At 37.2% G+C, this 24,064-nt stretch carries 24 protein-coding genes; 21 read left to right on the top strand and 3 right to left on the bottom strand.

The genetic code is table 11. The features are described from left to right. Nucleotides 1–8: 8 nt before the first annotated feature. The 10 genes from ACH6EI_RS13555 to ACH6EI_RS13510 all read left to right on the top strand — a co-directional run bounded on the left by ACH6EI_RS13555 (nucleotide 9) and on the right by ACH6EI_RS13510 (nucleotide 9,324). Complete coding sequence (locus ACH6EI_RS13555; RefSeq protein ID WP_048021070.1) at nucleotides 9–491, top strand: lasso peptide biosynthesis B2 protein; 483 nt, start codon at nucleotides 9–11, stop codon at nucleotides 489–491. Next, nucleotides 484–1,677, top strand: a complete 1,194-nt coding sequence (locus ACH6EI_RS13550; protein ID WP_108674683.1) for a nucleotidyltransferase domain-containing protein — start codon at nucleotides 484–486, stop codon at nucleotides 1,675–1,677. Before ACH6EI_RS13555 ends, ACH6EI_RS13550 begins: the two co-directional genes overlap by 8 nt. Next, a complete protein-coding gene (locus ACH6EI_RS13545) occupies nucleotides 1,677–3,470 on the top strand; it encodes an ABC transporter ATP-binding protein (RefSeq protein ID WP_108674684.1) in 1,794 nt (597 codons plus the stop codon). Before ACH6EI_RS13550 ends, ACH6EI_RS13545 begins: the two co-directional genes overlap by 1 nt. A gap of 79 nt (nucleotides 3,471–3,549) precedes the next feature. Continuing rightward, nucleotides 3,550–3,753 (top strand): hypothetical protein, encoded by a 204-nt coding sequence (locus ACH6EI_RS13540; protein ID WP_098626850.1) that lies wholly within the window; start codon nucleotides 3,550–3,552, stop codon nucleotides 3,751–3,753. A 108-nt stretch (nucleotides 3,754–3,861) separates the two neighbouring features. Then, nucleotides 3,862–4,647 (top strand): hypothetical protein, encoded by a 786-nt coding sequence (locus tag ACH6EI_RS13535; protein WP_226313293.1) that lies wholly within the window; start codon nucleotides 3,862–3,864, stop codon nucleotides 4,645–4,647. Next, entirely contained in the window at nucleotides 4,644–4,913 is a 270-nt protein-coding gene (locus ACH6EI_RS13530; RefSeq protein WP_108674685.1) for a PqqD family protein, read from the top strand. The genes ACH6EI_RS13535 and ACH6EI_RS13530 overlap by 4 nt, the downstream gene beginning before the upstream one ends. A 28-nt stretch (nucleotides 4,914–4,941) precedes the next feature. Continuing rightward, entirely contained in the window at nucleotides 4,942–5,361 is a 420-nt protein-coding gene (locus ACH6EI_RS13525) for a signal peptidase I (protein ID WP_189643461.1), read from the top strand. A 15-nt stretch (nucleotides 5,362–5,376) separates the two neighbouring features. Next, entirely contained in the window at nucleotides 5,377–7,188 is a 1,812-nt protein-coding gene (locus ACH6EI_RS13520) for an ABC transporter ATP-binding protein (RefSeq protein WP_108674687.1), read from the top strand. Between the two features lie 18 nt (nucleotides 7,189–7,206). Beyond that, entirely contained in the window at nucleotides 7,207–8,310 is a 1,104-nt protein-coding gene (locus tag ACH6EI_RS13515) for a nucleotidyltransferase domain-containing protein (protein WP_108674688.1), read from the top strand. Nucleotides 8,311–8,397: 87 nt separating this feature from the next. Then, nucleotides 8,398–9,324, top strand: coding sequence for a metallophosphoesterase (locus ACH6EI_RS13510; RefSeq protein WP_226313326.1), 927 nt, complete (start codon nucleotides 8,398–8,400; stop codon nucleotides 9,322–9,324). Nucleotides 9,325–9,408: 84 nt separating this feature from the next. Here ACH6EI_RS13510 and ACH6EI_RS13505 read toward each other — a convergent pair whose 3' ends face one another. Further along, complete coding sequence (locus ACH6EI_RS13505) at nucleotides 9,409–10,530, bottom strand: FAD-dependent monooxygenase (protein WP_108674690.1); 1,122 nt, start codon at nucleotides 10,528–10,530, stop codon at nucleotides 9,409–9,411. A gap of 331 nt (nucleotides 10,531–10,861) precedes the next feature. On the opposite strand from ACH6EI_RS13505, the gene ACH6EI_RS13500 reads away from it, so the two are divergent. From ACH6EI_RS13500 to ACH6EI_RS13465, 8 genes are all read left to right on the top strand, one after another. Next, a complete protein-coding gene (locus tag ACH6EI_RS13500) occupies nucleotides 10,862–11,257 on the top strand; it encodes a CDI toxin immunity protein (protein WP_014460246.1) in 396 nt (131 codons plus the stop codon). A 222-nt stretch (nucleotides 11,258–11,479) separates the two neighbouring features. Further along, nucleotides 11,480–12,256: an NUDIX domain-containing protein gene (locus tag ACH6EI_RS13495; protein ID WP_028413475.1), complete on the top strand. Its 777-nt coding sequence runs from the start codon at nucleotides 11,480–11,482 to the stop codon at nucleotides 12,254–12,256. Between the two features lie 72 nt (nucleotides 12,257–12,328). Next, the gene (locus ACH6EI_RS13490; RefSeq protein ID WP_108674691.1) at nucleotides 12,329–12,877 is read left to right on the top strand and encodes a cysteine hydrolase family protein; all 549 of its coding nucleotides are present in this window, start codon (nucleotides 12,329–12,331) and stop codon (nucleotides 12,875–12,877) included. Between the two features lie 23 nt (nucleotides 12,878–12,900). Next, a complete protein-coding gene (locus tag ACH6EI_RS13485) occupies nucleotides 12,901–14,370 on the top strand; it encodes a nicotinate phosphoribosyltransferase (RefSeq protein ID WP_028413473.1) in 1,470 nt (489 codons plus the stop codon). Nucleotides 14,371–14,385: 15 nt separating this feature from the next. Continuing rightward, complete coding sequence (gene nadD, locus ACH6EI_RS13480; RefSeq protein ID WP_049164380.1) at nucleotides 14,386–15,066, top strand: nicotinate (nicotinamide) nucleotide adenylyltransferase; 681 nt, start codon at nucleotides 14,386–14,388, stop codon at nucleotides 15,064–15,066. 34 nt (nucleotides 15,067–15,100) lie between these two features. Beyond that, entirely contained in the window at nucleotides 15,101–15,922 is an 822-nt protein-coding gene (gene nadE, locus ACH6EI_RS13475) for an ammonia-dependent NAD(+) synthetase (RefSeq protein ID WP_028413471.1), read from the top strand. A gap of 181 nt (nucleotides 15,923–16,103) precedes the next feature. Further along, entirely contained in the window at nucleotides 16,104–16,541 is a 438-nt protein-coding gene (locus tag ACH6EI_RS13470; protein WP_013056909.1) for a S1 domain-containing RNA-binding protein, read from the top strand. Nucleotides 16,542–17,281: 740 nt separating this feature from the next. Then, complete coding sequence (locus ACH6EI_RS13465; RefSeq protein ID WP_028413470.1) at nucleotides 17,282–19,693, top strand: S8 family serine peptidase; 2,412 nt, start codon at nucleotides 17,282–17,284, stop codon at nucleotides 19,691–19,693. A gap of 36 nt (nucleotides 19,694–19,729) precedes the next feature. On the opposite strand, the gene ACH6EI_RS13460 is transcribed toward ACH6EI_RS13465, so the two are convergent. Continuing rightward, complete coding sequence (locus ACH6EI_RS13460) at nucleotides 19,730–20,506, bottom strand: 3-hydroxybutyrate dehydrogenase (protein WP_013056911.1); 777 nt, start codon at nucleotides 20,504–20,506, stop codon at nucleotides 19,730–19,732. A gap of 83 nt (nucleotides 20,507–20,589) precedes the next feature. Further along, nucleotides 20,590–20,871 (bottom strand): acylphosphatase, encoded by a 282-nt coding sequence (locus tag ACH6EI_RS13455; protein WP_028413469.1) that lies wholly within the window; start codon nucleotides 20,869–20,871, stop codon nucleotides 20,590–20,592. 140 nt (nucleotides 20,872–21,011) lie between these two features. Between ACH6EI_RS13455 and ACH6EI_RS13450 the strand changes: the two genes are divergently transcribed. From ACH6EI_RS13450 to ACH6EI_RS13440, 3 genes are all read left to right on the top strand, one after another. Continuing rightward, nucleotides 21,012–22,229, top strand: coding sequence for an MFS transporter (locus ACH6EI_RS13450; protein WP_028413468.1), 1,218 nt, complete (start codon nucleotides 21,012–21,014; stop codon nucleotides 22,227–22,229). 129 nt (nucleotides 22,230–22,358) lie between these two features. After that, a complete protein-coding gene (locus tag ACH6EI_RS13445) occupies nucleotides 22,359–23,369 on the top strand; it encodes an LLM class flavin-dependent oxidoreductase (protein ID WP_098999811.1) in 1,011 nt (336 codons plus the stop codon). A 60-nt stretch (nucleotides 23,370–23,429) separates the two neighbouring features. Then, nucleotides 23,430–24,059: an alpha/beta hydrolase gene (locus tag ACH6EI_RS13440; RefSeq protein WP_098999812.1), complete on the top strand. Its 630-nt coding sequence runs from the start codon at nucleotides 23,430–23,432 to the stop codon at nucleotides 24,057–24,059. The last annotated feature ends 5 nt before the right edge of the window (nucleotides 24,060–24,064 follow it).

Raw genomic sequence — 24,064 nt, 5'->3', positions numbered from 1 at the left:
AGGGAAAAATGAAAATTTTGCGAAAAATAACGGTTTTTTTAAAATTGAACATGAGAGCAAAACTGTTGTTGATAGAGGCATTTATTTATTTAGGATGGGCCCGTTTTCTTAAAACGTTACCTTTTTCTAAAATATCTCCTTCCTTAGGACAGCAAATGAAGGAAACAGCGTTCACTACTAGTTCATCCGATGATAAAGTTCTAAAGGATATAGCCCAATCTCTTCATATTATGAGCCGTTACACTTTTTGGGAAAGTCAATGTCTCGTTAAAGCAATTGCAGGAATGAAGATGTTAGAAAAACGGAAGATTGAAAGTACACTTTATTTAGGTACTGCTAAAGATGAAAACGGAAAATTAATTGCACATGCATGGTTGCGCAGCGGTCCATTTTTTATTTCCGGTGCAGAAGGTAAAGCGAAATTTACCGTTATAGCTAAGTTTGCAAAGGAAATCAGTGTGAAAAAGCGTGAAGGAGAAAATTATGGATAACATACTCAACTTAGACCGCATGCCTAAGGAATTAAAACTAATTCTTGAATTATTGAAGGAAGGGAATGAACAATACCTTGAAAAATATAGCGAAGGATTATGTCGAGATATTGACTGGAACCTTTTTATCAAACTGACGCTGCATCATCGTGTTTATCCAGCGATAAATTTCAAAATAAAAATGTTGGATGCGGATGTAGTCCCAACCTATGTAGTTCAATTTTTAAATAGACAATATAAAAGAAATACATTTCAAATGCTTCGTTTAAGTGCAGAAATGGAAAAAGTTAGCCTGCTCTTTTCTAAACATCAAATACAGACTCTATTTTTAAAAGGTCCCATTTTGGCTAAATGTTTGTATGGAGATATCTCTCTTCGTACTTCCAGTGATTTAGATTTCCTTATTCCAATTCAAGATCTTGCGAAAGCAGAAGACCTTTTAGTAAGTCTTGGATATGAAAAGGATGATTATATTCACACTGTATTAAATGACTGGAAGTGGAGGCATCATCATGTCACATATATTCATCCTCATACAGAAATAAAACTAGAAATTCATTGGAGATTACACCCAGGTCCTGGAAAGGAACCATGTTTTGATGAACTATGGAAGCGAAAAGAGAAAAGTTCAATTACCAGTTATCCTGTGTACTTATTAGGCACAGAAGACCTATTTCAATTTCTTGTGGCTCACGGAGCGCGTCATGGCTGGTCTCGCCTTCGCTGGCTGATTGATATTCAGCAAATAGTGAAAAGAAAAATTGATTGGGTAAAACTTTATACTTTATTTACGACTTATCATAATCCTTATGTAGGGGGACAGGCAATTATTTTGGCCTCACAGTTGTTAAACGTGAGGGTAGAAAAAAAAATGAAACCTTTATTAATAAGCAAACGATCCCAAAAACTAGCTCAAGAGGCAGTCTTTTATCTTGAAACTATGATAAATTTACATACTGATTCCGTGCCTGAATATGTATCCAAATATCATAGTCGCCATTTATTCTCATTAATGTCTGCTCAACAAAAACTTTTCTTTACCGCAAGTTTATTGCATCCTTACCCTGAAGATGCAGAGATGTTACCTTTGCCTAAAAAACTTCATTTCTTATATTTTCCTTTGCGTCCTGTTTTATGGGCTTGGAGGAAGACTAAAAAAGATGAGTTACGTAAGGGGAGAACATAATGAAACAGCTTGTATACTTCTTGAAGCAAATACGTTCGTTTGCTGGCAAAAGGCTCTATATTAACCTCTTAGCAACGGTGTTTATGAGTTTACTTGAAGGTATCGGGATTTTATTATTAATTCCGATGATTAGCTTAAGTGGTATCGTGGATTTTGATACAGGAGGACCATCAATTTTAAGGGTATTTTCATTTTTACAAAATACCCCTGTATCTATGACCTTGCTTCTAATTTTGAGTATTTATGTGTTAATAGTTACTGGTCAAACTATATTACAACGACAGATAACGATTCAAAATAGAGTCATTCAGCTCGGTTTTCTTAGACATATGCAAATGGAGACTTATAGCACCTTACTTCATGCGAACTGGGAGTTCTTTATAAAAAAAAGAAAGTCAGATCTTATTAATATAGTACTTACAGAAATTGCTCGTACTAGTGGAGGAACAACCTCGTTTTTGCAGTTTATAGCTTCTCTTATATTTACGTGCATACAAATTGGGCTGGCATTTTGGCTTTCACCTAAAATAACTCTTTTTGTATTGCTTTGCGGTGTAGTGATTATCTTTCTGAACCGTAAATTTCTCAAACGATCGCTGACATTGGGCAATAGAAACTTTGAGCTGGGAAAAAGCTATCTTGCAGGGATAACCGATCAGATTAACGGAATTAAAGATATTAAAAGTAATACTTTAGAAGAATCGAGAATGAACTGGTACCGATCAATTACAGAAGAAATGAAAAATGAGCAAGTTGAATATACTAAGCTAAATACAACGTCACAATCTTATTATAAAATATCATCTGCTGTATTAGTTGCAGCCTTTATATATGCTGCAGTGAAGTTGTTTCATGCTGAAGCAAGCCAATTAATGCTTATCATTCTTATTTTTTCACGATTATGGCCAAAAGTCGCCGGTATTCAAGCCTCTATGGAACAGATTGCGACAACTCTACCAGCATTTAAAGCTGTGAAAGCCTTGCAAGATGAATGCAAAAATGCAAGAGAATTTGAAAAAGAAGCTAATCAAAGTGTCGAACCAGTTCAATTTAAAAAAGACATTCAGTGCAGAAACGTTTATTTTCGCTATAACCAAGGTGCATCTTACGCTTTGCAGCATATTAATTTAATCATTCCATCTAATCAAATGACAGCTTTTGTAGGTCGGTCCGGTGCTGGGAAAAGCACGCTGATAGATTTGTTGATGGGACTTAATCAGCCTGAAAAAGGTCAGGTTTTAATTGATGGGATTCCGTTATCAAAAGATAATTTATTATCGTTAAGACGAGCTATTAGCTATGTTCCACAAGATCCTTTTTTGTTTAATGCGAGTATAAGAGAAAATTTATTGTTAGTAGAACCTAACGCAAGTGAACAGCAAATGTGGGAAGCGCTTGAGTTTTCATCGGCTGCAGAATTTGTAAGGAGGCTTCCGCAAGGTCTAGATTCATTAATTGGAGACCGAGGAATTAAGCTTTCAGGAGGAGAAAGGCAGCGGCTTGTGCTAGCCCGTGCTATTTTACGCAATCCATCTATTTTAGTCTTAGACGAAGCAACGAGCGCGCTTGACACGGAAAATGAAACGAAAATTCAAGAAGCATTGGAACGATTAAAAGGAAAAATGACGATTATTGTTATTGCTCATCGTCTGTCTACAATCCGTAATGCTGATCAGGTTATCGTGCTGGAGCAAGGTGAAATTATTCAACAAGGCGGCTTTACTCAACTTGCTGAAGAAAAGAGTAATACATTTAGTCAATTACTAGGAAAACAAATGGAAGTTGCTCATTAGACCGTTACTAAACAGCAGTGAGTTAAATTTTTAAAACCAATCGTTCTTAATAAAGAACTAATTGAAAGGTGGTGATCATATGCAAGAGAAGACTTATAGCGCTCCAGAAGTGTTAAATCATCAGCCAATCCGTTTTGAAACCGCTCAAAGCTGGAATCCTGGAAAAGGAAACTTAGATCATCCTGGAAAAGGAAACAATGGTTCCAACTGGCCGTCTACGAATCCAAATCCTACTCCAGGTGGTGCAGGTGCCCCAGGAAAAGGAAAAGGGAAAAATAAATAAAATATTTTTTAGCTATTTTATTTACTTAATACAGCAATATATAAAGCAGAAAGTCAATGGTGTTCCATTGACTGCTGTTTTAAGAGAAATTGATTGAGGAGACGAATAATGAAGACGTTGCATACAAAAATAGGGGATCACTATATTGATATTAAAACAGAATTTGATGACGTATGGAAAATACTCAAACAATATTTTTTATGTGTTAGTATAGCCGAAAACCAGCCGGATCTGACCGTCACAATCACAAATGGCTATGGTGTTTCGTTTCAAGATTATGAAGTCGCTATAGAAGAAAAACTCAATACAATTACTTTTAAAAGAGCAGACTATTTAATTGAAGTAGATTCAGAGTATAAACTGGCTAACGTAGCTATCCACGATGAATTGGCTTTAAAACATGCTCTTATGAACTTATACAGTTCGTTCATCGTTCATCATAACTGGGGGATTCTTCTCCATTCATCGTGTGTTATTAACAGCGGTAAGGCGCATATTTTTACAGGGCATTCAGGAGCCGGAAAGTCGACTGCAGCAAAGTTATCAATGCCAAGGGAACTTCTTTCTGATGAAGCTACGATTTTAAAGATTACAGAAGGGAGTGTAACAGTTTTTAACTCACCGTTTAGGAGTGAGTTAAAAGCCAAGGGAAGTGAAAAAAACACACCTTTAGAAAGTATTCAGCTATTGCATCAGTCACTATCTAATCAACGGATAGAGGTAAGGAGAATAGAAGCGTTGATGAAGCTAATAGATAAAGTGTTTTACTGGTCTTATAAACCTGAAGAAACGAAAACAATCATGGTCCTGTTAAAACTGTTAGTTAAACAAGTTCCTGTGTATGAGCTTCATTTTCAAAAAAATAATACATTTTGGGAGTTGATGTCATCGTGACAAGTTATATTCAAAAAGGCGGTTATGAAGTAATGGAAGTAGACTCAGAGTGGGTGATTTTAAATCCGCAGGCCTATACAGTGACTACTTTAAACGAAGTAGGAGGCTACTGTTGGAAGGTAATAGAAAATAAAAAAACGCTTGCGGAAATTATTAAAGCTGTTGCAGCCTATTACAATACAGAAGCTGAATTGATTAAAGGAGATATACAGCATTTTTTAAATAAGTTAATTGATTGCGGCCTTGTTGAACAGTATGCAAGCTGATGATAAGCAGGGGCATATACTAAAAGCTTTGATTGATCGGAATGGATTACTTGAACTTCCTGCTGAAGGAACGAGTATGTATCCTCTTATTAAACGAGGAGATATTTGCCGGTTTACTTCAATAAAGCATTCTCCGCTAAAAAGAGGAGACATTGTTTTATTTGAAAGTCCAGCTAATAAACTCATTGCTCATCGACTTTTAAACTGTTCCTACGTTCAAGAAGAAGAATGTTATATTTTTAAAGGTGATACGAACTACGGGGTGGATGATCTGGTTACCCAAGAAAAGATTATCGGAAAACTTGTTGTTATTCAAAAAAAATCAGTGACGATTCAAGAAAAAAATGTAGCTGCTGTTTTGTGGGGAAAGCTCATTCTTGCTTTTCCTCTTCTGTCAGTGCTGTTACGAAGGTATATAAACTATCAAGAATGGAAAAAAGCAGATTGAAAGGAGGATGTCGTTATGATTAGTTTAAAAAAGATAAAGCAATTCGACATCCGCGAATATATTTCTATCAAAGAGACAAAAAGCATGGTTCAGTGGCTCTGGCCATACGTAATGAAGCATAAAGGTGCTTATATTGGACTGTTTATTTTGTTATTTGTTGAAATTACCCTTACTTTATTATCTGCATGGTTTATTGGAAACATTACCGATGCTGCTGTTCATGGTAATTTTGAACGGCTTAAGTGGCTAGTAGCTATTGGTGTAGGGTTGTCAGTAACAAGTATTACAGCTAATTTTATTGATACATACCTTGAAACAATTGCGGTCAATGCCGTCAAGCGAGACCTGAATTTGGATTTATATAAACATATTTTACTTTTACGAGAACGAGATGTTTCAAATTTACATTCCGGCGAATTGTTGTCTCATTTCACTAACGATATACATAATGTTGAAGGCGTAATTGGACGAGGCTTAATCAATCTAGTTAGATTTCCTATCATTTCTATCGCTGCCTTTATCTATTTAATTCAAATTAATTGGAAATTATCGTTATTAATTGTGCTCGTATCTCCTATTGCGATTACTGGTGGAGCTATATTTGGGGTTTTACTTCGAAATAATAGCCGTATCATGAATGAATTAATTAGCAATATTATTAAAAAACTGAATGATACGTTTCACGGATTTACTGTAATTCGATCTTTTACATTGGAAAAACTGTTTTATAGAGATTATAGACAAAAGAACGAGCAGCTTTATTCATTGGAAATGAGAGAGGCAAAGTTAAGAGGCTGGTTTTACGCTGGAAGCGAAGCAATTGGAGCCATTGCGTTTCTTATTAGCTTAATTATAGGTGCTTTTTTTGTAACAGACAAGATTATTACGATTGGTGCATTATTAACGTTTATTAACCTTGTGAACCAGTTGATTTCTCCCTTGACAGGACTAGCTGGACAGTGGGCTGGCTATCAGCGGTCTGTGTCAGCGTTAGAAAGAATTACTAAACTACTTAATTATCCAACTCAAGCGAAGGCGCTGCCTCACTATACTTCCGCAACGCTTGTTCAAAAGGATATACAGGTTAGAAATCTTACATTTAGCTATCATGAGAGCGCGATTGTATTCAAGGATTTCAACTTATACATTCCTGCTGGTAAAGCAGTAGCGCTAGTTGGTCCAAGTGGTGCCGGAAAATCAACGCTTTTTAATTTGATTCAACATTTTTATGAACCTCATTTTGGCACTATTTCAATCGATGGACATTCAATTGATGAGTTAACCATTTCAGAACTAAGAAGTTCAATTGCATACGTTCCTCAAGAGACATTTCTTTTTAGCGGTACGATAAAAGATAATCTAATGATAGCGAGACCTTTGGCTACGGAAGAAGAAATGATTAATGCCGCTGTTCATGCAAATATTCATGATCATATTATGACGCTGCCTAACGGCTATGAAACAGAAGTCGGGGAACGAGGAGCTAAGCTGTCAGGAGGTCAAAGACAGCGATTAGCCATCGCAAGAGCCATTTTAAAAGATGCGCCTATTCTTCTATTAGACGAAGCAACTTCAGCACTAGACAGTGAAACGGAACATTTGGTAAAAGAAGCATTGGACCGTTTAATGATAAATCGTACAACTATCATGATTGCCCATCGATTGTCTACTATTCAACATGCAGACCTCATTGTGGTAATGGATCAAGGAGAAGTTGTTCAAAAGGGCACCCACGAAGAGTTAATGAGACAAAGTGGAATGTACCGCAGATTAAATAACGCACAAGAAATCAGTGAACAGAATCCAATCATGCTGAAAGCTAAATAATAGGAAGGAAGAAGTGCTTTGCTTGATAAACTCATAACATACCTTTACGATTCTAACGCTAATCTACCAAGTGATGATGAATTTTATTATGAAGTAATAAAAGAGATTGAATTGTATTTCATTTCCCCACAAGTCTACTCCTTATTGAAAGAAAAAGGAAAGCTAGGAAATACTCCTTTATTTTTTCAAACAAGACTCAAGCAAAAATATCAAGAAACACTATATCAAAATTTATTTATTAAAAATCAAACGGATCATATTATTCGAAAATTTGAAGAAGAACAGATAGAAGTTATACCTCTTAAGGGAGTCTACTTTGCTGAAAAATATTTTGGTCACATAGGTGCTAGAGGGACTTCAGATATCGATATCTTAGTTAAAAGGAAAGACATAAATAAAGCGAAAGAAGCAGTAAAATCCATGAATTTTGAAATTGAAGAAGAATTTATTCCTTCTCACTTTCACAGTAGTTTTAGTAAAGAAATCCCTGGATTGGCTATCCCGCTAACAGTTGAAATTCATTGGGATATATTGAAAGAAAAAACTGCTAACTTCAACATCCAAGAGTTTTGGGGTGAAGCAGTAAGGTTAGAAGGCTTTCAGTTTGTAAAGACTTTATCCGACTATCATACGTTTTATATGATATGTCTTCACGGTTGGAGGCACAATTTAGATTCGCCTAAGCATTTTTTAGATATTATTCAAATGATTGATGTTGTAAAGGATAAGATAAGCTATGAAACTCTCTTTAAGGATGCAAAGCGTCATCAAACATATAAGAGGATGATTCGAACATTGTCCATCGTGTATAGCCAGTACAGCATATTGGAACAAATAAAAGAATTAAGTTCTATTGAAAATCAATTTAAGGGTTTTGCGTCTTCAACATTGGAACAAGAAAAGAAAGGAATTAAAAAATATTTTGCCTTTATGGATTATCAATTTTTCAGCTATGATTCTGTTTGGCATAGTTTAAGTGAAATGCGCAGCTGGTTATTACCGAATAGGTTTGAAGTAACTTCTCAGTTAAAAGAGACGTCAAAACAACGTTCGTATTCTTATAGTTTACTTATGTTATATAAGCAGAGATGTAATAGTTTGGTGAAAGTTCTAGGGTCTTAAGATTCGAATTTATAGAGAGTTTAACTTATAAAGAAGTCTGTACCACTTTTTAATCTTCATACATAGGAGGGGATGCTAGTGAGAAAGATGAAAGGAAAAGTGATAGCAGCCTCTTTCTTTTTAATAGCTGTAGTAGTTGGATATACAGTTTGGGATAATCAACGAATTACTATAGCTAAGCAAGACATCATAATTAAGGACTTACCTAAAGAGCTTGAAGGATTTTCTATTGTTCAAATTACAGATTTGCATGAAAAAGAATTTGGGGAAAATCAAGAAAGACTAATAAATGCTATTAATTCAATTCATTATGATGCTATTGTTTTTACTGGTGACATGATGAAAAATAATAGTACAAACGCCGTGCCGTTTTACACGTTAATAGAAGGTATTGAAAATAAACGATCTGCTTTATTTGTACCCGGAAATACAGATCCTAAAAGCTATCGTACTTCTTCAAATAGTCTTGAGAAAAGTGAATTTGTTAAACATATGGAAAAAAAGGGCGTTAAGCTGCTTGATTCCACGTATACAGTAAAAAGGGGAAATGCCTATGCTCAGTTTGTTAACTTTGACTGGTCGTTGAAGACAGAGAATAAATTAGAAAAAGACAGAAATAATTTGTTGAAAAACAAAAATTATCCGAAAAAGGAAACCACAAATCTTATTATTGGGTTGAATCACTTTCCAGTAGTTGATTCTCACATCGATGCTCTTCTTGCAGATCCCAGCGTTACCTTTAGGTATTACGATTTAATTATGGCTGGGCATTATCACGGAGGGCAATTTCGTATTCCATTTTTCGGCGCACTTTTTGTCCCGGAAGCATGGTATGAAAAGAGTGGCCTGTTTCCTCCTCAAGATCGAGTTAAAGGACTGTGGGAATACAAACATATTAAGCAATATGTTAGTGCAGGATTAGGAAGCAACGGTCCCATCCCATTTTTGAATTTTCGGCTTTTTGACTCACCTGAAATTAACGTACTAACATTTAAAAGTGGGAAAGCTGAATGAGAAAAATCTGCTTATATATGATAAGGTTTATTAACAGCAAAGCTACGCTCGACAAAGAGGTAGCTTCTTTTTGTTTTATTGAAATTAATAAAGAGTAATATTTTCTTTTTCGATCTTTAAGGAATTTGTGAATTTTTCCATAAAAGAATCTTCGGTCACCACTTGTTGAGCCTGCAAATCTTCTACTATTTTTCTTCTTGCATTTTCAAATACTTTTAATTTTCCAGCTTCTAAGGAACCTTGAGAAAGTAAGTTAGGTAAAATTTGAGAAAGAACATCAGCATCCATTATAGCGGCATTCATACCATATGCGCCGGTTGGAGTCATAGTATGCGCGGCGTCTCCTATGATTGCTAATCCGTTTTTTACCCACGTATCACAGTGAGAGCTATAAACAGACAATAAAATGAAATCTTTCCATGAATGAAGGTTCTGCTCCATACTTTCTTTTAATTGAGGAAATGCCAGAATTAGCTGATCAAGAAAAGGCTGGACAGACTGCTTCTTTAGAAAAGTATAGGACCCTTTTTTAATATTCCAGCCTATTTGAATAAAGCCGCCTGTCTGTGTAAACAGTGCCATTTGCTGATTGTTCACTACCGTAAAGCGAATAGTAGGTTCCCATTTCTCAGGTGCAGGAATTTTCGCCCAAAGCAAATCGTATCCATGATTATGAATATTGTTTTTTATGTGCGCAAGTTTGCGAACAGTTGAATATCGACCATCTGCTCCAATAATGATTTTACTTTCAACTATTATTTCACCCCGGCCTTTTTGCTGAGATTTTATTCCAGTATATTGTCCTTTTTCATTTTGCGTTAGCTCCGTTACTTTTGTGCCCAGCATAAGTTTGTAGGAGGGATGGCTGCTTGCTCGGCTATCTATAGACTGAAGAAGATGCTGCTGTGGAACATGAATTCCTGCATGTCCAAGTTCAGATTCTATCGTTTTGAATACATGTCCATCTTTCCAGTATTCGACCCTAGACATTCGAAGGAGGCCTAAGCTTTCAATTTCTTCAAATATATGATGTTTTTTAAGAATCATTTCTCCATCTTCATTTAAATGTTCGCCTCGAAATTCTTTTCCAAGCTTATCAGATCTCTCTATCAGTATAGTTGATATATTTTGTTTAGCCAGTAGATAGGCTAGTAGAGCACCGCCTGGTCCGGCTCCTATTATACACACATCTGTTTGATAGTTCATTTTCTTCACCTTGTTTGTTATATGCAATTAAGTTACTTTTAGTAAGTATATTAACTTTTATAAATGTTAATGTCAACTTTTTTATAGCTTTTCTTCTATGGAATTCGTTCTTTGGTCGAAACACAAATAAGGTTTTACATAAACAAAGTCAAAGATTAAGTTTTATGGTAAACTAAAATACACAAATTATTTTGAATAATTTGTATAAAAAGGTGAAATTTAAACATTGTTGAGAAAAAGCACGGTTGGAAAGCTGCAGGATTTTTAGCAAGAAGAGTAGAGAACGTCTCTGAAAATTCTAGCAAACTCCAATTTCGACTGGAGGATGATTATGACAAAAGTAGAACATTATATTCAAACATTGGGTAACAGTGCAGATTTGCTAACGAAAAAGCAGACAAGCATTTACTTCGAAAAACTTTCAAACACCTTTCCTTTTTTAACAATCATGCAAATTAATTGGAGAAAAGTATTAATTAAAAAGTCCGCCCGGCATATTGAAGAAATCAAAAAATGGCTTCAAGAGATGAATATAAAAGAACATCAGGTTGTTTTATTTTGGAAACGAGCAACTAAAGCCGTAAGCGTCGATTTAGCTCAGGCTCTAACGTTTTTCCAACAAACAGCTGATCTTACAGAAGAAGCGTTTATTTACTGTCCGTCTGTTGACTATGTCATTGAATATTTTAAAGACGGTAAAATGATGATTGGTTTAGCAGCACGTTAATTAAAAGGGAAAAAAGCTGAGGGAAGAGGGGGAATGAGAACTTCTTCACTCGGCTTTTTATGCATATAAACTCTAAAAAATACGAAACATAACGTTATTTACAACATAAATTACCTTCTCTTTATAATTAGTGGGAAAAGTATTGACATTTTCCATAAAACAAATATAATTAACATTAATCATATTGTTAATTGTAAAAAGAGTGATCAGGAGAAATGCTGAATGTCGAACAAAAAAGCAATGACGAATCAAATGAAAAAAGAATACCCTAAACCCTATGGCTATACGTCAGATATTGCTGTATTTACGATTGTGACGGAAGAAAAAGAACCATACAAACCACCTAAAATGAATTTAAAATTAATGCTTATCCAGCGAGCAATGCTAAACGCGGAGGGAGAAAAGAACAGCGAAGCAGGAAAGTGGGCGCTTCCCGGCGGATTTGTCCATCCTGATGAATCAGCTTTTGAAGCGGCTAAAAGAGAGCTCGAAGAAGAAACGGGCGTGAACGATATCCATTTAAAACACTATGGTGTCTATGATGAGCCCGGAAGAGACGATAGGGGATGGGTCATCACAAACGCACATTATGCAATTGTCCCAGAAGATAGTCTAATAAAACGAAAAGCGAATGATGATGCTGCTCGAGTTGAATTATTTAAAATAGATGAAATCTTTTCATTGCCTTTAGCTTTTGATCATGAAATCATCATTCGAGATGCAATCAAGGAAATTAAGAAAGATTTATTGCAAACGACTATTGCTCAGAAGTTTCTGCCTTCTCAGTTTACATACTCTGAACTGCAGGCTGTGCTGCTTACCGTAACGGATGATGCGGCAATTAAAAGTGATCAGGCGTTTGCACGAAAAATAAGAATGCTGCCATTCATTGAAGAAGTAGACGGAAAAACAACGACGAGAACGTCTAAAAAGCCAACAAAGCTCTACCGGTTTGTTGAGATGAATGTGATGAAGCCAATCTATACAGCACGCTATTAAAAGAAAAAACTTTCAATTCAAATAATTAACAATATGTTAACTGTTAATTTTTATTTATGAGGGGGAAACATAATGAAAAAAGCACTGATTAACATTGATTATACCAATGATTTTGTAGCTGAAAACGGAGCTTTGACATGCGGAGAACCAGGGCAACACATTGAAACATCTATAAGCGATATCACGCGTCAATTTATTGAGCAAGACGAGTATGTCGTGTTTGCCATTGATTTTCATAAAGAAAATGATTCCTTGCATCCAGAATCAGCGCTGTTTCCGCCTCATAATATTGAAGGTTCTGCAGGAAGGAAGCTATACGGAAAGTTAAATGATTTATATAATGTGTATCAATCAAAGGCAAATGTAGAATGGATAAATAAAACGAGATACAGCGCATTTGCTGGAACAGATCTGGAGATTAAACTGCGAGAAAGACAGATTACCGATGTCTACTTAGCAGGTGTATGTACGGATATCTGTGTACTTCATACAGCAGTAGATGCTTATAATAAAGGATTTGCTATTTATATTTATGAAAAAGCCGTAGCGAGCTTTAATCAAAAAGGCCATGAGTGGGCGCTCGAACACTTTAAATCTTGCCTCGGAGCAGAAATTATTTAAGGACATAAAAGTGGAGGAACTCAATGAATATGTTTACAGATGACAGCGTAATGCTACACACCGATTTATATCAAATTAATATGGGAGAAACGTATTGGGAAGATAACATTCATCAAAAGAAGGCTGTTTTTGAAGTTTTTTTCCGCAAACTTCCTTTTGGGAATGGGTATGCTGTTTTTGCTGGATTAGAAAGAATTATTGAATATATTAAAGCATTTAAATTTAGCGAATCTGATTTAACGTACTTGCACGAAGAATTAGGTTTTAAAGAAGATTATTTAGCTTACTTAAAAGACCTTACATTTACTGGGACAATTCGATGTATGCGTGAAGGTGAGCTTGTGTTTCATAATGAACCAATTTTACGTGTAGAAGCACCGTTAATTGAAGCTCAGCTTGTAGAAACAGCGATTTTAAATATTGTGAATTACCAAACGCTGATTGCAACAAAAGCAGCCCGAATCAAACATGTAGTAGGAGATCAAGTGGCAATGGAGTTTGGAACGCGACGCGCTCAAGAAATGGATGCTGCTATTTGGGGAACAAGAGCAGCCTATATTGGCGGATTTGGTGCTACTTCTAACGTGCGTGCAGGAAAGAAATTTGGAATTCCAGTTGCAGGAACGCATGCCCATGCAATGGTGCAAGCTTATAAAGATGAATATATTGCATTTCATAAATACGCTCGTCGCCATAAAAACTGTGTGTTTCTAGTTGATACGTACGACACCTTAAAATCAGGAGTTCCCAATGCGATTAAAGTAGCAAAAGAATTAGGAGACAAAATTAATTTTACGGCAATTCGTTTAGACAGCGGCGATTTAACTTATTTGTCTAAAAAAGCTCGTCAAATGTTGGATGAAGCAGGGTTTACAGAGACAAAAATTGTTGCTTCCAACGATTTAGATGAAGATACGATTATGCATTTAAAGTCGCAAGGTGCACAGATAGACATGTGGGGAATTGGTACGAAGCTCATTACTGCATATGATCAGCCGGCGCTTGGAGCAGTGTATAAACTCGTCTCTATTGAAGGAGAAAATGGCGAGATGATGGATACGATTAAAATTAGTGCGAATCCTGAAAAAGTCAGTACACCAGGGTTAAAGCGCGTATATCGTATTATTAATAATTTGAATGGGAAATCTGAAGGGGATTATATTACGATGGAAGACGAAGACCCTCAAAGCGAAGAGCGTTTAAAAATGTTCCACCCTGTTCATACGTTTATCAGTAAATTCGTCACAAATTTTGAGGCAAAAGAACTTCATCATGATATCTTTGTAAACGGAAAGCTTGTGTATGAAACAGAAGAACTTCAAGAAATTCAGCAGTACGTAAAAGATAATTTAGAGCTGCTTTGGGATGAATATAAGCGCACGCGCAATCCAGAAGAATATCCAGTAGATTTAAGCGAAAAGTGTTGGGAAAATAAAACGCGTCAAATTGCGTACGTAAAACAAAAAGTAGCGGAAGCCCTAAATAAAAAATAGTAGGGAGCTGGAGACATGTCAGATACGCTTGCTTATTTTCAACAGCTAAACCCTGATAAGAAAATAGATACGCTTTTAGAAAAAGGAGCGAAAATTGGGATTTATGGTTCATCTTTTGATCCGGTTACCAACGTTCATCTTTGGACGGCATCAACGGTTGCGCATCGAAAGAAGTTAGATGCTATTATCTTCTTGCCTTCATCGCACAAACGGACAGACAAAAAGCTCCAAACGTCCGATGAACACCGTGTAAATATGGTTAGCTTAGCGATTAAAGACAACCCGAAATTTTTGCTCGATACGTATGAGCTAGACGTATTGCCCGGCTATCATTACACATACTACACTATGGAGCACTTTAAAAAATTGCTCCCACACGCTGACTTATTTTTTATTATGGGAGCCGACTTACTGCAAGATATTGGTGAGGGCAAGTGGAAGAAAGCAGATGAACTTATTAGTCAAAACCAGTTTATCATCATGGCAAGAGAGGGAATAGACATGTTGAAAGCTATTAGTCATTCTCCTTTGCTTCGAAATTATGACGACGGCCGGTTTCAGCTTCTTGATAAGGGGCTAGCAATGGAAATCAGCTCTACTTATATTCGTCAAGAATTTGCCAGGGGCGGAGAACCACGATATTTAATGCCTGATCTCTGTTATTTTTATAGTAAAAAACATGGATTGTATCAGTAAGAAATCTACATATAATGGAAGGAGAGCATGTATCATGTCAGACATGCAAGAAAAAATAAGAAAAGAGCTACATGTGAAATCTGAAATTGATCCAGCACAAGAAATTCGTGCCCGCGTTGATTTTTTGAAAAACTACCTAAAGTCAGCAAATGCAAAAGGCTTTGTATTAGGTATAAGCGGAGGGCAGGACTCTAGTTTAGCTGGACGATTAGCGCAGATTGCTGTAGACGAATTGCGAAAAGAAGAATATGAAGCAAAATTTGTAGCCGTTCGCTTGCCTCATGGCACGCAGCATGATGAAGCGGATGCGAAGGCGTCACTAGAATTTATTAAACCTAATGAAACATATACATTTAATATTAAAAACACGGTGGAAGCATTTGAAAGTTCGTTTACAGGTTCTACAGATATAGCACTGTCTGATTTTCATAAAGGAAATGTCAAAGCACGTACGCGTATGATTGTACAGTATGCAATCGGAGGAGAAAACGGCCTTTTAGTTATCGGAACCGATCATGCAGCAGAAGCAGTAACAGGCTTTTTTACAAAATACGGAGATGGCGGAGCAGACGTGCTGCCTCTAACGGGATTAACAAAACGTCAAGGAAAAGCATTGCTAAAAGAATTAGGTGCAGATAAACGATTGTACGAAAAAGTACCAACCGCTGACTTATTAGATAATAGTCCTGGTCAATCTGATGAAACGGAACTAGGAATTTCTTATGATGAACTAGACGATTATTTGGAAGGAAAAGAAGTATCACAAGAAGCCGTTGAAAAAATTGAACAGCGCTATCGTATTACTGAACATAAGCGTCAGTTACCGGCTAGCATGTTTGATGAATGGTGGAAATGAGAGAAATGCCCATATTAGGTATATCTAATATGGGCATTATTTTGACTGATTTCTTTCATAAAACAAAAAAGTGGCGGAAAAAGTGTAATTTAACAAATTGTTTTCTCATACACACTTTGTTATTCTTACGCACTTTGGTATAATGAAGTGCTTTTAATATTATTGAGGAGGAACATTTTTTATGGCAGTTGAAGTAGGTAGCAAGGTACAAGGTAAAGTAACAGGTATTACTAATTTTGGAGCATTTGTAGAATTACCTGGAGGTCAAACTGGGCTTGTACATATTAGTGAGGTAGCTGACAGCTATGTAAAAGACATTAATGACCATCTTAAAGTTGGTCAAGAAATTGAAGTGAAAGTCGTTAATGAGAAAGACGGAAAAATTGGATTATCGATTAAAAAAGCGATAGATAAACCGGAAAGACCCTCATCTTCTTATTCACAACGCCCGCCACGTCAGGCAAGAAATAATGATAATCGTTCTAAAAGCAACTTCCAACCAAAGGAAAACTTCGAACAAAAAATGGCGCGTTTCTTAAAAGATAGTGAAGATAATTTATCTACACTAAAACGCAGCACTGAATCAAAACGAGGTGGCAGAGGCGGAAGACGCGGATAAATCCCTTCCACTCTAACTACTTTATTATATAGTTGAAGCAAGCCAGTAAAAATTGGCTTGCTTCTTTTTTGTGATAGCTTAAGTACATACGCTAGAAGAGTAAAGAGAAGGTTAAGCACTTACTTAGTTGTAAAGTAGATGCCAATCGTAACAAGCGATGAAAGAAGATCAAGGATGAGTAGGATGAAATTTAAATCTATCATAATCATACCTCCCTTTTTGCGAGCGTTGACGTTAGTATCTGCACGAACTACTTTTATTATTCGTAATTTTTAAAAATTTCATTTAATTAAGTGCAATATTTTATATTAAATTAAACTATGTTCTAAATAATAACTTATAAAATAAAAAACGCTTATAAGAACAATTTTCTTAAAATAATAAAAAAACCTTATAAGTAAACGAAGAGAAAGTAGGAATGAGTCCCTCATCGAAATAGCTAAATTAACAGAAAATCGCCAGTATTCTTGTATATTCATCTAATTCCTTCATAATTTTAGGAATAAAAAAGTGCTGAAAAAGCAAAGAACAGACAAAATTCTTCCTTTTTTGAGCAGTAGTGCTCAGTTTGGAGAAATATATAAAATGATTCCATAGACTCAAGGATTTTATAGTAATATATAGAACTTCCATACTATTCTAGTTTTTAGCTCATTAGCTAAGTAAAAGATGCGTATGTTTTGGGGATGAAGACATACATAGTCGTACGAATTATAGAGAGAAATGGAGAGGGAAAAACGATGAAAAAAGTATCAATTCGGGCTGTATTGAGTACAGTAGCATTTTCGGTTGCTTTATCTTCTTTTGCAATGGGAGCATCGGCTAACGGGAATTCAAAGCCGGCGCTGGAACCGTCACTAGTTAAAATTCAAGGAGACTATAACTTAAAGTCGGCTAAAAAAGTAAAAGTTATTGTGGAGTTAAATGAAGAGTCTGTAGCGGAAGCAAAGAAAAAAGGAGTAGCGCAAAGTAAAGGAAAGATTAAAAAAGCGCGTGACGAAGTGAAAAAAGAGCTTTCAAAAGCTTCTAAAACTTCAAAAGTAAAGCGAGAATACGACCAAGTGTTTTCCGGGTTTTCAGCGGAACTTCCAGCTAATGACCTTGAAAAAGTAGCAAGTTTACCTGGAGTAAAAGCTATTTATCCAAGCGTTGAATATCATACAACAGAAGTAAAATCGAAAGAAGTGAGCGCCGAAGAATACGGTTCTGAAATGGATAAAAGCATTTACTACGTGGGAGCAGATCAAGCGTGGAAATCAGGATATACAGGTAAAAATATGACCGTAGCCGTTATCGATACAGGCGTTGATTACGACCACCCGGATTTAAAGTCGGCGTTTGAGAAATATAAAGGATGGGATTTTGTTGATGATGACAAAGACCCTCAAGAAACGCCGGCTGGAGATCCAAAAGGCGAAGCGACAACGCACGGTACGCACGTAGCGGGAACAATTGCAGCGGACGGGAAAATTAAAGGGATAGCTCCTGATGCTCATTTACTTGCGTATCGTGTACTAGGCCCAGGAGGAACAGGTTCAACAGAAGACGTAATTGCCGGTATTGAACGTGCGGTAGAAGACGGGGCGGATGTAATGAACCTGTCGCTTGGAGATACGATTAATAATCCGGACTTGGCAACGAGTATTGCATTAGATTGGGCAATGGAAGAAGGAGTAGTAGCCGTTACATCAAATGGAAACAGTGGACCAGCTAACTGGACAGTAGGCTCTCCGGGAACGTCTCGTGAAGCTATTTCAGTTGGTGCGACTCAGCTTCCTTACAATTTGTATAAAACGACATTAACCGTAGATAACGCAAGCTATGCTTCAGCTGAAGTAATGGGCTTTCCAAACGACAAGGCGTTACTGGATGCAAGCGGTAAAAATTATGAATTTGTCCCTGTCGGACTTGGAAAACCAGAAGACTTTGAAGGAAAGGATGTAAAAGGAAAAGTAGCGGTTATTTCCCGCGGTGACATTGCATTTGTAGATAAAGTTGACAATGCGAAAAAAGCCGGCGCTGTTGCAACAGTCATTTACAATAACGTAGAAGGAACAATTCCTGATATTCCAGGTACATCTCTGCCGAGTATTCGCCTATCGAAAGCCGATGGACAAGCTTTGATAGCTTCTTTAGCAAAAGGATCCGTCACCGGCTCTTTTAACGCAACATTTGATCAGACAGTCGATGAAACAATGGCTGACTTTTCGTCTCGCGGACCCGTTGTGGATACGTGGATGATTAAGCCGGACATTTCGGCACCGGGAGTCGATATTATCAGTACAGTGCCAACAGATGATCCGAGCAATCCTCATGGATATGGATCAAAACAAGGCACAAGTATGGCCGCACCGCACGTAGCAGGAGCAGCAGCGTTAATTTTACAGGCGCATCCCAATTATAAAGTAGAAGACGTAAAAGCATCTTTAATGAACACAACGGAACTGCTTCGTGACCGCAATGGGCTCATTTACCCTCATAATACGCAGGGTGCAGGAAGCATGCGCGTAGTAGATGCAATTAAAGCAAAAACGCTTATTACCCCAGGAAGTCACTCGTACGGCGTCTTTTATAAAGATAAAGGGAAACAAGTAGAAAAACAAAGCTTTAAGATTAAAAATCTATCAAATCACAGTCAAAAATACTCGGTCAAAGTGAAATTTAAGAAAAGCCATCAAGCAATTGATGTTAAATCAACAAACGATTTAGTTGTTAATGCAGGAAAAACGCAAAAAGTAAATCTCAATGTAAAAGTAGATGCAGGGAAATTATCTCCTGGCTATTACGAAGGCACAATTACGGTAAGTAACAATAAAGAAACGTACGATGTTCCAACGATCTTATTTGTAAAAGAGCCGGATTATCCTCGCGTTACTTCTGCGTATGTAGATGTACTAGGAAATGGCTCGTTTGAATACGGCAGTTATTTACCAGGAGGAGCAGAGAAGCTTAGCTATTACATTTACGATGCAACGCTAGAAAAAGGGGAATTGTTAAGTTCGTATACGAATGTAGGAAAAGGATTCTCTAGCGCAACGTGGGACGGAAAAATTAATGGTGAAGCTCTTCCAGCGGGAACGTATTATTTATACGCAGAAGCAGTAAAAGCAGGTCAGACGACCGGTTCTTTAGGAGAATTTGAAATTCAATAAATAAAAAAGAGTGTCAGTTACACTGACACTCTTTTTTTATTGAGCCGTATATCCTCCATCGATCACAGCAGCTTGGCCGGTGACGCCTTTTGCTAAATCACTTGCTAAAAACATTGCGTAGTCTGCAATTTCATCAACTGCCAGCAAGCGTTTTTGAGGAACAAGAGGATAAATAACTTCTTCTAGTACTTTTTCAAGCGCTACATTTCGCGTACGTGCTAAATCTTTTAATTGATTTTGAACAAGCGGTGTATCAACATAACCAGGGCAAATGGCATTTACCGTAATGCCGTGCTCCGCACCTTCAAGAGCAGCCACTTTCGTTAAGCCAATCACGCCGTGCTTAGCACTGTTGTATGCCGCTTTTCCTGAGAAACCAATCAATCCGTTAATGGAAGACATGTTCAAAATGCGGCCGAATTTTTGCTTTTTCATAATAGGAAACGCATGCTTAGTCGCAACAAAAGGTGCAACAAGCATAATTTTCGTTAAAAGTTCAAATTTTTCAGTAGGAAATTCTTCGAGCGGGGAAACAAATTGCATGCCAGCATTGTTAATTAATACATCAAGGCGGCCATATGTTTCAACCGTTTGAGCAATCATTTGTTCAATGTCACTTTCATTTGTCACATCTGCTTTAATGCCTAATGCTTCGTAGCCTTTTGTCTTCAATTTGTCTGCTGCTTTCTTAACTCCGTCTTCATTCAAGTCAGTTAAGACAACAGTCGCTCCGTCTTCAGCAAAGCGCTCACCAATTTGATAACCAATACCTTGAGCTGCACCTGTAATTAACACAATTTTGTTTTCAACCATCGTTTTTTCCCCCTTATATGTAGATGATATAAAATCGCTTACTTTTCCATTTTATCAAAAATTATCTTAATTTAGCGAGTATTTTAACTGTACTTTACGCGAAAAGAATGGGTGTGGGAAGGGGTGTTTACTACCTTTACTTCCACATTGCTGACAGAAGCGAACGGCGAGGGACCTTTTTTAATTTCTTCAATAAATTTTTGGATATTACTTTCTTCACCTTCAGCATCAATTTCTACTTTTTGATCTTCTCGATTTCGTACCCATCCGTTAATGGAGCATTCCATTGCTTTTAGCTGCGTGTAGTGACGGAACCCAACCCCTTGAACGCGTCCGTCTACAATCATATGCACATGTTTTTTCACTGTTCTCACCTCACAGGCAATTTTCCCTTTTTTATAAAAAAGAAAACAACTATAATTTTACTTTTCACTGTATAATAGAAAAAGACATTGTAAGACTTTAACAGTTTTAATGTAGATTAAATAAGAAAGAAGGGTTATGAATGCAAGCAGCAGCACGAACGCAGCAAGCGCAGCCGGCGACGATTTACCGTATTTTATTTGCTATTAGTTTAGGACATTTTCTAAATGATTGTATGCAGTCTGTTATACCGGCACTTTTTCCAGTCCTTGAAAAATCGATGAATTTAAACTACACGCAAATCGGCTGGATTGCCTTTGCTTTAAACATGACGTCATCGATTATGCAGCCGGTATTCGGCGTATTTGCCGATAAGCGTCCCTCGCCGTTTTTATTGCCAATTGCAATGTGTTTAAGCATGATTGGTATGGTTGGACTCGCTTTAGCGCCAAATTTTTATTTTGTGATTATATCTGTTTTATTTGTAGGATTCGGATCCGCTATTTTTCACCCGGAAGGTTCTCGCGTAGCGTATATGGCAGCAGGAGGAAAGCGGGGGCTGGCACAGTCTATTTATCAAGTTGGCGGGAATACTGGACAGTCGATGGCTCCGCTGTTTACGGCATTTATCTTTATCGGACTTGGTCAGTTTGGAACAATTTGGTTTACGTTAATTGCAGGTATTGGCGTAGTGGTTTTATACAGCGTGTCTAAATGGTATAAATCAGAGTTAGCTACTCGTCAACGCTTGAAGAAAAAGCAGTCAGATGCTTCATTTACGATGAACAAGCAAATTATTTTTGCGATTGGACTTTTAATTTTTCTCGTTTTTGCACGTTCATGGTACGGAGCAGGCATCCTTAATTTCTTTCAGTTTTATATTATTGAAAAATTTAATTTGCCTATCAAAAGCGCTCAGCTTTACGTTTTTTTATTTATGATTGCAGGGGTGTTTGGAACATTCTTTGGAGGTCCGCTTGCCGATCGTTTCGGAAAACGAAATATTTTATTGTTTTCTATGTTAGGGTCAGTACCGTTTACTTTATTACTCCCTCACGTTTCTCTCGGAGTCGCAGCGCCTCTTTTAATACTAATCGGCTTTATTCTCCAGTCAAGTTTCAGCGTCACGGTCGTCTATGCTCAAGAGCTGATGCCGGGGAAAATTGGCTTGGTTTCCGGCTTAATTGTAGGGCTTGCTTTTGGGATGGGAGCTTTAGGAGCTGTTGTATTCGGTAAATTAGCCGATGTCTTCAGCCTTCAGTTTATTATGCTGTTTTGCAGCTATTTACCAATCCTAGGGCTGTTAACATGGCTGTTGCCGAGCGATAAGCGTGTGAAAGAAATACACGAAGCAAAATAAGAAAAGAAAAAGCAAACGCGCCTTAGCATTTGCTTTTTTTATGAGCGTGAAGCAAATTTCAAGACGAATTCATATTTTTCTCCTACAATAGATACAATAGAAATTGAAAATCGAAAGGAAGAATCAGCTATGATTAAGCTAAGCGTATTGGATCAGTCTCCAGTTTCAAGCGGATCAACACCAAAGGAAGCGTTAAAACGTACGGTGGAACTGGCAAAATTAACGGAAAAGTTGGGCTACCACCGCTTTTGGGTAGCGGAACATCATAATACGAACGGTCTTGCAGGCTCATCTCCAACTCTTTTAATGACGCACTTAGCTTCTCAAACGAGCCGAATCCGAATTGGATCTGGAGGAGTCCTTCTTCCTCAATACAGTCCGTATAAAGTAGCAGAAGATGCTCAGCTGCTTGAAAATCTGTTTCCGAACCGAATCGATTTAGGTCTTGGACGCTCACCGGGAGGAGATGCGCTGACGCGGATAGCGCTTACAGATGGAGTACGTAAAAGCCTCAATGAATTTCCGCGTCAAATTCAGGCGTTAAAAGGGCATCTTGAGCATAATTTGCCGTCTGATCATCCGTATTACGGTGTGACAGCTTATCCGTTAAGTGAAACAAAGCCGGAACTGTGGCATCTTGGTATCAATAAAAGAGGAGCAAGATCAGCTGCTGAGCTGGGCATTTCTTTTACGTTTGGACACTTTATTTATTCAGTTGGTGGACAAGAAGCCATTCGTCATTATAAACAAGAATTTATCCCTTCTTCGTATCAATCAAAGCCTAAAACCAACGTATGTGTATTTGTTGTATGTGCAGAAACAACAGAAGAAGCCGAGGAGCACGCCAAAACGCTAGATGATTGGCTGTTGAAAGTAGCCAAAGGCGGAGACACAACGGTTTCATCGATAGAAGAAGTGCGCAATCGTTCTTATTCAGAAGAAGAGCTTAAAAAAATAAGCACCAATCGTCCTCGTATGATCGTAGGAAATCCAGCTGAAGTAAAACAAGGATTAACGCAGCTGCAGCAAAAATACGATAACGACGAATTTTTAATTATTACAAATATCCATGATTATGAAGCAAAAAAGAAGTCTTATCAACTGCTTGCAGAGCTATTTCCTCAACCCTCATTTTTCTAAGAAAAAGATGGGGTTTTTTTACGTAATTAAATGTTAGAATATTTAAAAAGGAGGAGTGACATGCAAGTAGAGCAAAAAAGTGTAAGCAGCCAAACTAATAAGATTACCTATACATATATTAAAACAGGAGGGCCTCGCATTTGCTTTATGTTTTCAGGGCTAGGCTATACGTACGAAAAGCCCCTGTTGTATTATGTAACGATGCTGATGATAAAACACGGAATTGACGTGGTTCAGATTCACTATACATATTCAAAAGAGCTGATGACAAAGTCTACAGATGAGATTGCAGACGTTATGATGAAAGACATTTGTTTAGTGCTGCAAGACGTTTTGCCTCAAAATAGCTATAAAGATATCATATTTGCAGGGAAATCGCTTGGGACCATTCCTCTAATTCAGCGAGTTATGAAAGATGAAGTTTACAAAGACGCAGTGATGCTTTTACTGACGCCGCTTTTAACAAGAACAGAACTGTTTGAAAGTTTACTAAAAAGCTCTCACAAAGGTCTTCTTGTAATAGGAAGTGGTGATCACTATTATACTGAAGAAGTTTATCGATTAAAAACAAATCCAATGAATATTGCGGTCATCGAAAATGCCGATCATTCATTGGATGTTTTATATGCTCCAGCAGAATCGTTAAGGGCGCTGGGAACCGTTTTGGACGGCATAGAACAGCTTCTATGAGACAG

Origin of the sequence: Priestia sp. JSM ZJ58, assembly GCF_044383985.1 — a bacterium.
Taxonomy (GTDB): Bacteria; Bacillota; Bacilli; order Bacillales; family Bacillaceae_H; genus Priestia; species Priestia zanthoxyli.
Note: the sequence above shows the minus strand (reverse complement) of the source record. Positions and strands in the feature narration are given on the sequence as shown.

What these genes read in the sequence shown, in the direction of transcription:
- ACH6EI_RS13555 (WP_048021070.1), top strand. Translation starts at nt 9, where the DNA reads ATGAAAATTTTGCGAAAAATAACGGTTTTTTTAAAATTGAACATGAGA.
- ACH6EI_RS13550 (WP_108674683.1), top strand. Translation starts at nt 484, where the DNA reads ATGGATAACATACTCAACTTAGACCGCATGCCTAAGGAATTAAAACTA.
- ACH6EI_RS13545 (WP_108674684.1), top strand. Translation starts at nt 1,677, where the DNA reads ATGAAACAGCTTGTATACTTCTTGAAGCAAATACGTTCGTTTGCTGGC.
- ACH6EI_RS13540 (WP_098626850.1), top strand. Translation starts at nt 3,550, where the DNA reads ATGCAAGAGAAGACTTATAGCGCTCCAGAAGTGTTAAATCATCAGCCA.
- ACH6EI_RS13535 (WP_226313293.1), top strand. Translation starts at nt 3,862, where the DNA reads ATGAAGACGTTGCATACAAAAATAGGGGATCACTATATTGATATTAAA.
- ACH6EI_RS13520 (WP_108674687.1), top strand. Translation starts at nt 5,377, where the DNA reads ATGATTAGTTTAAAAAAGATAAAGCAATTCGACATCCGCGAATATATT.
- ACH6EI_RS13510 (WP_226313326.1), top strand. Translation starts at nt 8,398, where the DNA reads ATGAAAGGAAAAGTGATAGCAGCCTCTTTCTTTTTAATAGCTGTAGTA.
- ACH6EI_RS13505 (WP_108674690.1), bottom strand. Translation starts at nt 10,530, where the DNA reads ATGAACTATCAAACAGATGTGTGTATAATAGGAGCCGGACCAGGCGGT.
- ACH6EI_RS13500 (WP_014460246.1), top strand. Translation starts at nt 10,862, where the DNA reads ATGACAAAAGTAGAACATTATATTCAAACATTGGGTAACAGTGCAGAT.
- ACH6EI_RS13495 (WP_028413475.1), top strand. Translation starts at nt 11,480, where the DNA reads ATGTCGAACAAAAAAGCAATGACGAATCAAATGAAAAAAGAATACCCT.
- ACH6EI_RS13490 (WP_108674691.1), top strand. Translation starts at nt 12,329, where the DNA reads ATGAAAAAAGCACTGATTAACATTGATTATACCAATGATTTTGTAGCT.
- ACH6EI_RS13485 (WP_028413473.1), top strand. Translation starts at nt 12,901, where the DNA reads ATGAATATGTTTACAGATGACAGCGTAATGCTACACACCGATTTATAT.
- nadD (WP_049164380.1), top strand. Translation starts at nt 14,386, where the DNA reads ATGTCAGATACGCTTGCTTATTTTCAACAGCTAAACCCTGATAAGAAA.
- nadE (WP_028413471.1), top strand. Translation starts at nt 15,101, where the DNA reads ATGTCAGACATGCAAGAAAAAATAAGAAAAGAGCTACATGTGAAATCT.
- ACH6EI_RS13470 (WP_013056909.1), top strand. Translation starts at nt 16,104, where the DNA reads ATGGCAGTTGAAGTAGGTAGCAAGGTACAAGGTAAAGTAACAGGTATT.
- ACH6EI_RS13465 (WP_028413470.1), top strand. Translation starts at nt 17,282, where the DNA reads ATGAAAAAAGTATCAATTCGGGCTGTATTGAGTACAGTAGCATTTTCG.
- ACH6EI_RS13460 (WP_013056911.1), bottom strand. Translation starts at nt 20,506, where the DNA reads ATGGTTGAAAACAAAATTGTGTTAATTACAGGTGCAGCTCAAGGTATT.
- ACH6EI_RS13450 (WP_028413468.1), top strand. Translation starts at nt 21,012, where the DNA reads ATGCAAGCAGCAGCACGAACGCAGCAAGCGCAGCCGGCGACGATTTAC.
- ACH6EI_RS13445 (WP_098999811.1), top strand. Translation starts at nt 22,359, where the DNA reads ATGATTAAGCTAAGCGTATTGGATCAGTCTCCAGTTTCAAGCGGATCA.
- ACH6EI_RS13440 (WP_098999812.1), top strand. Translation starts at nt 23,430, where the DNA reads ATGCAAGTAGAGCAAAAAAGTGTAAGCAGCCAAACTAATAAGATTACC.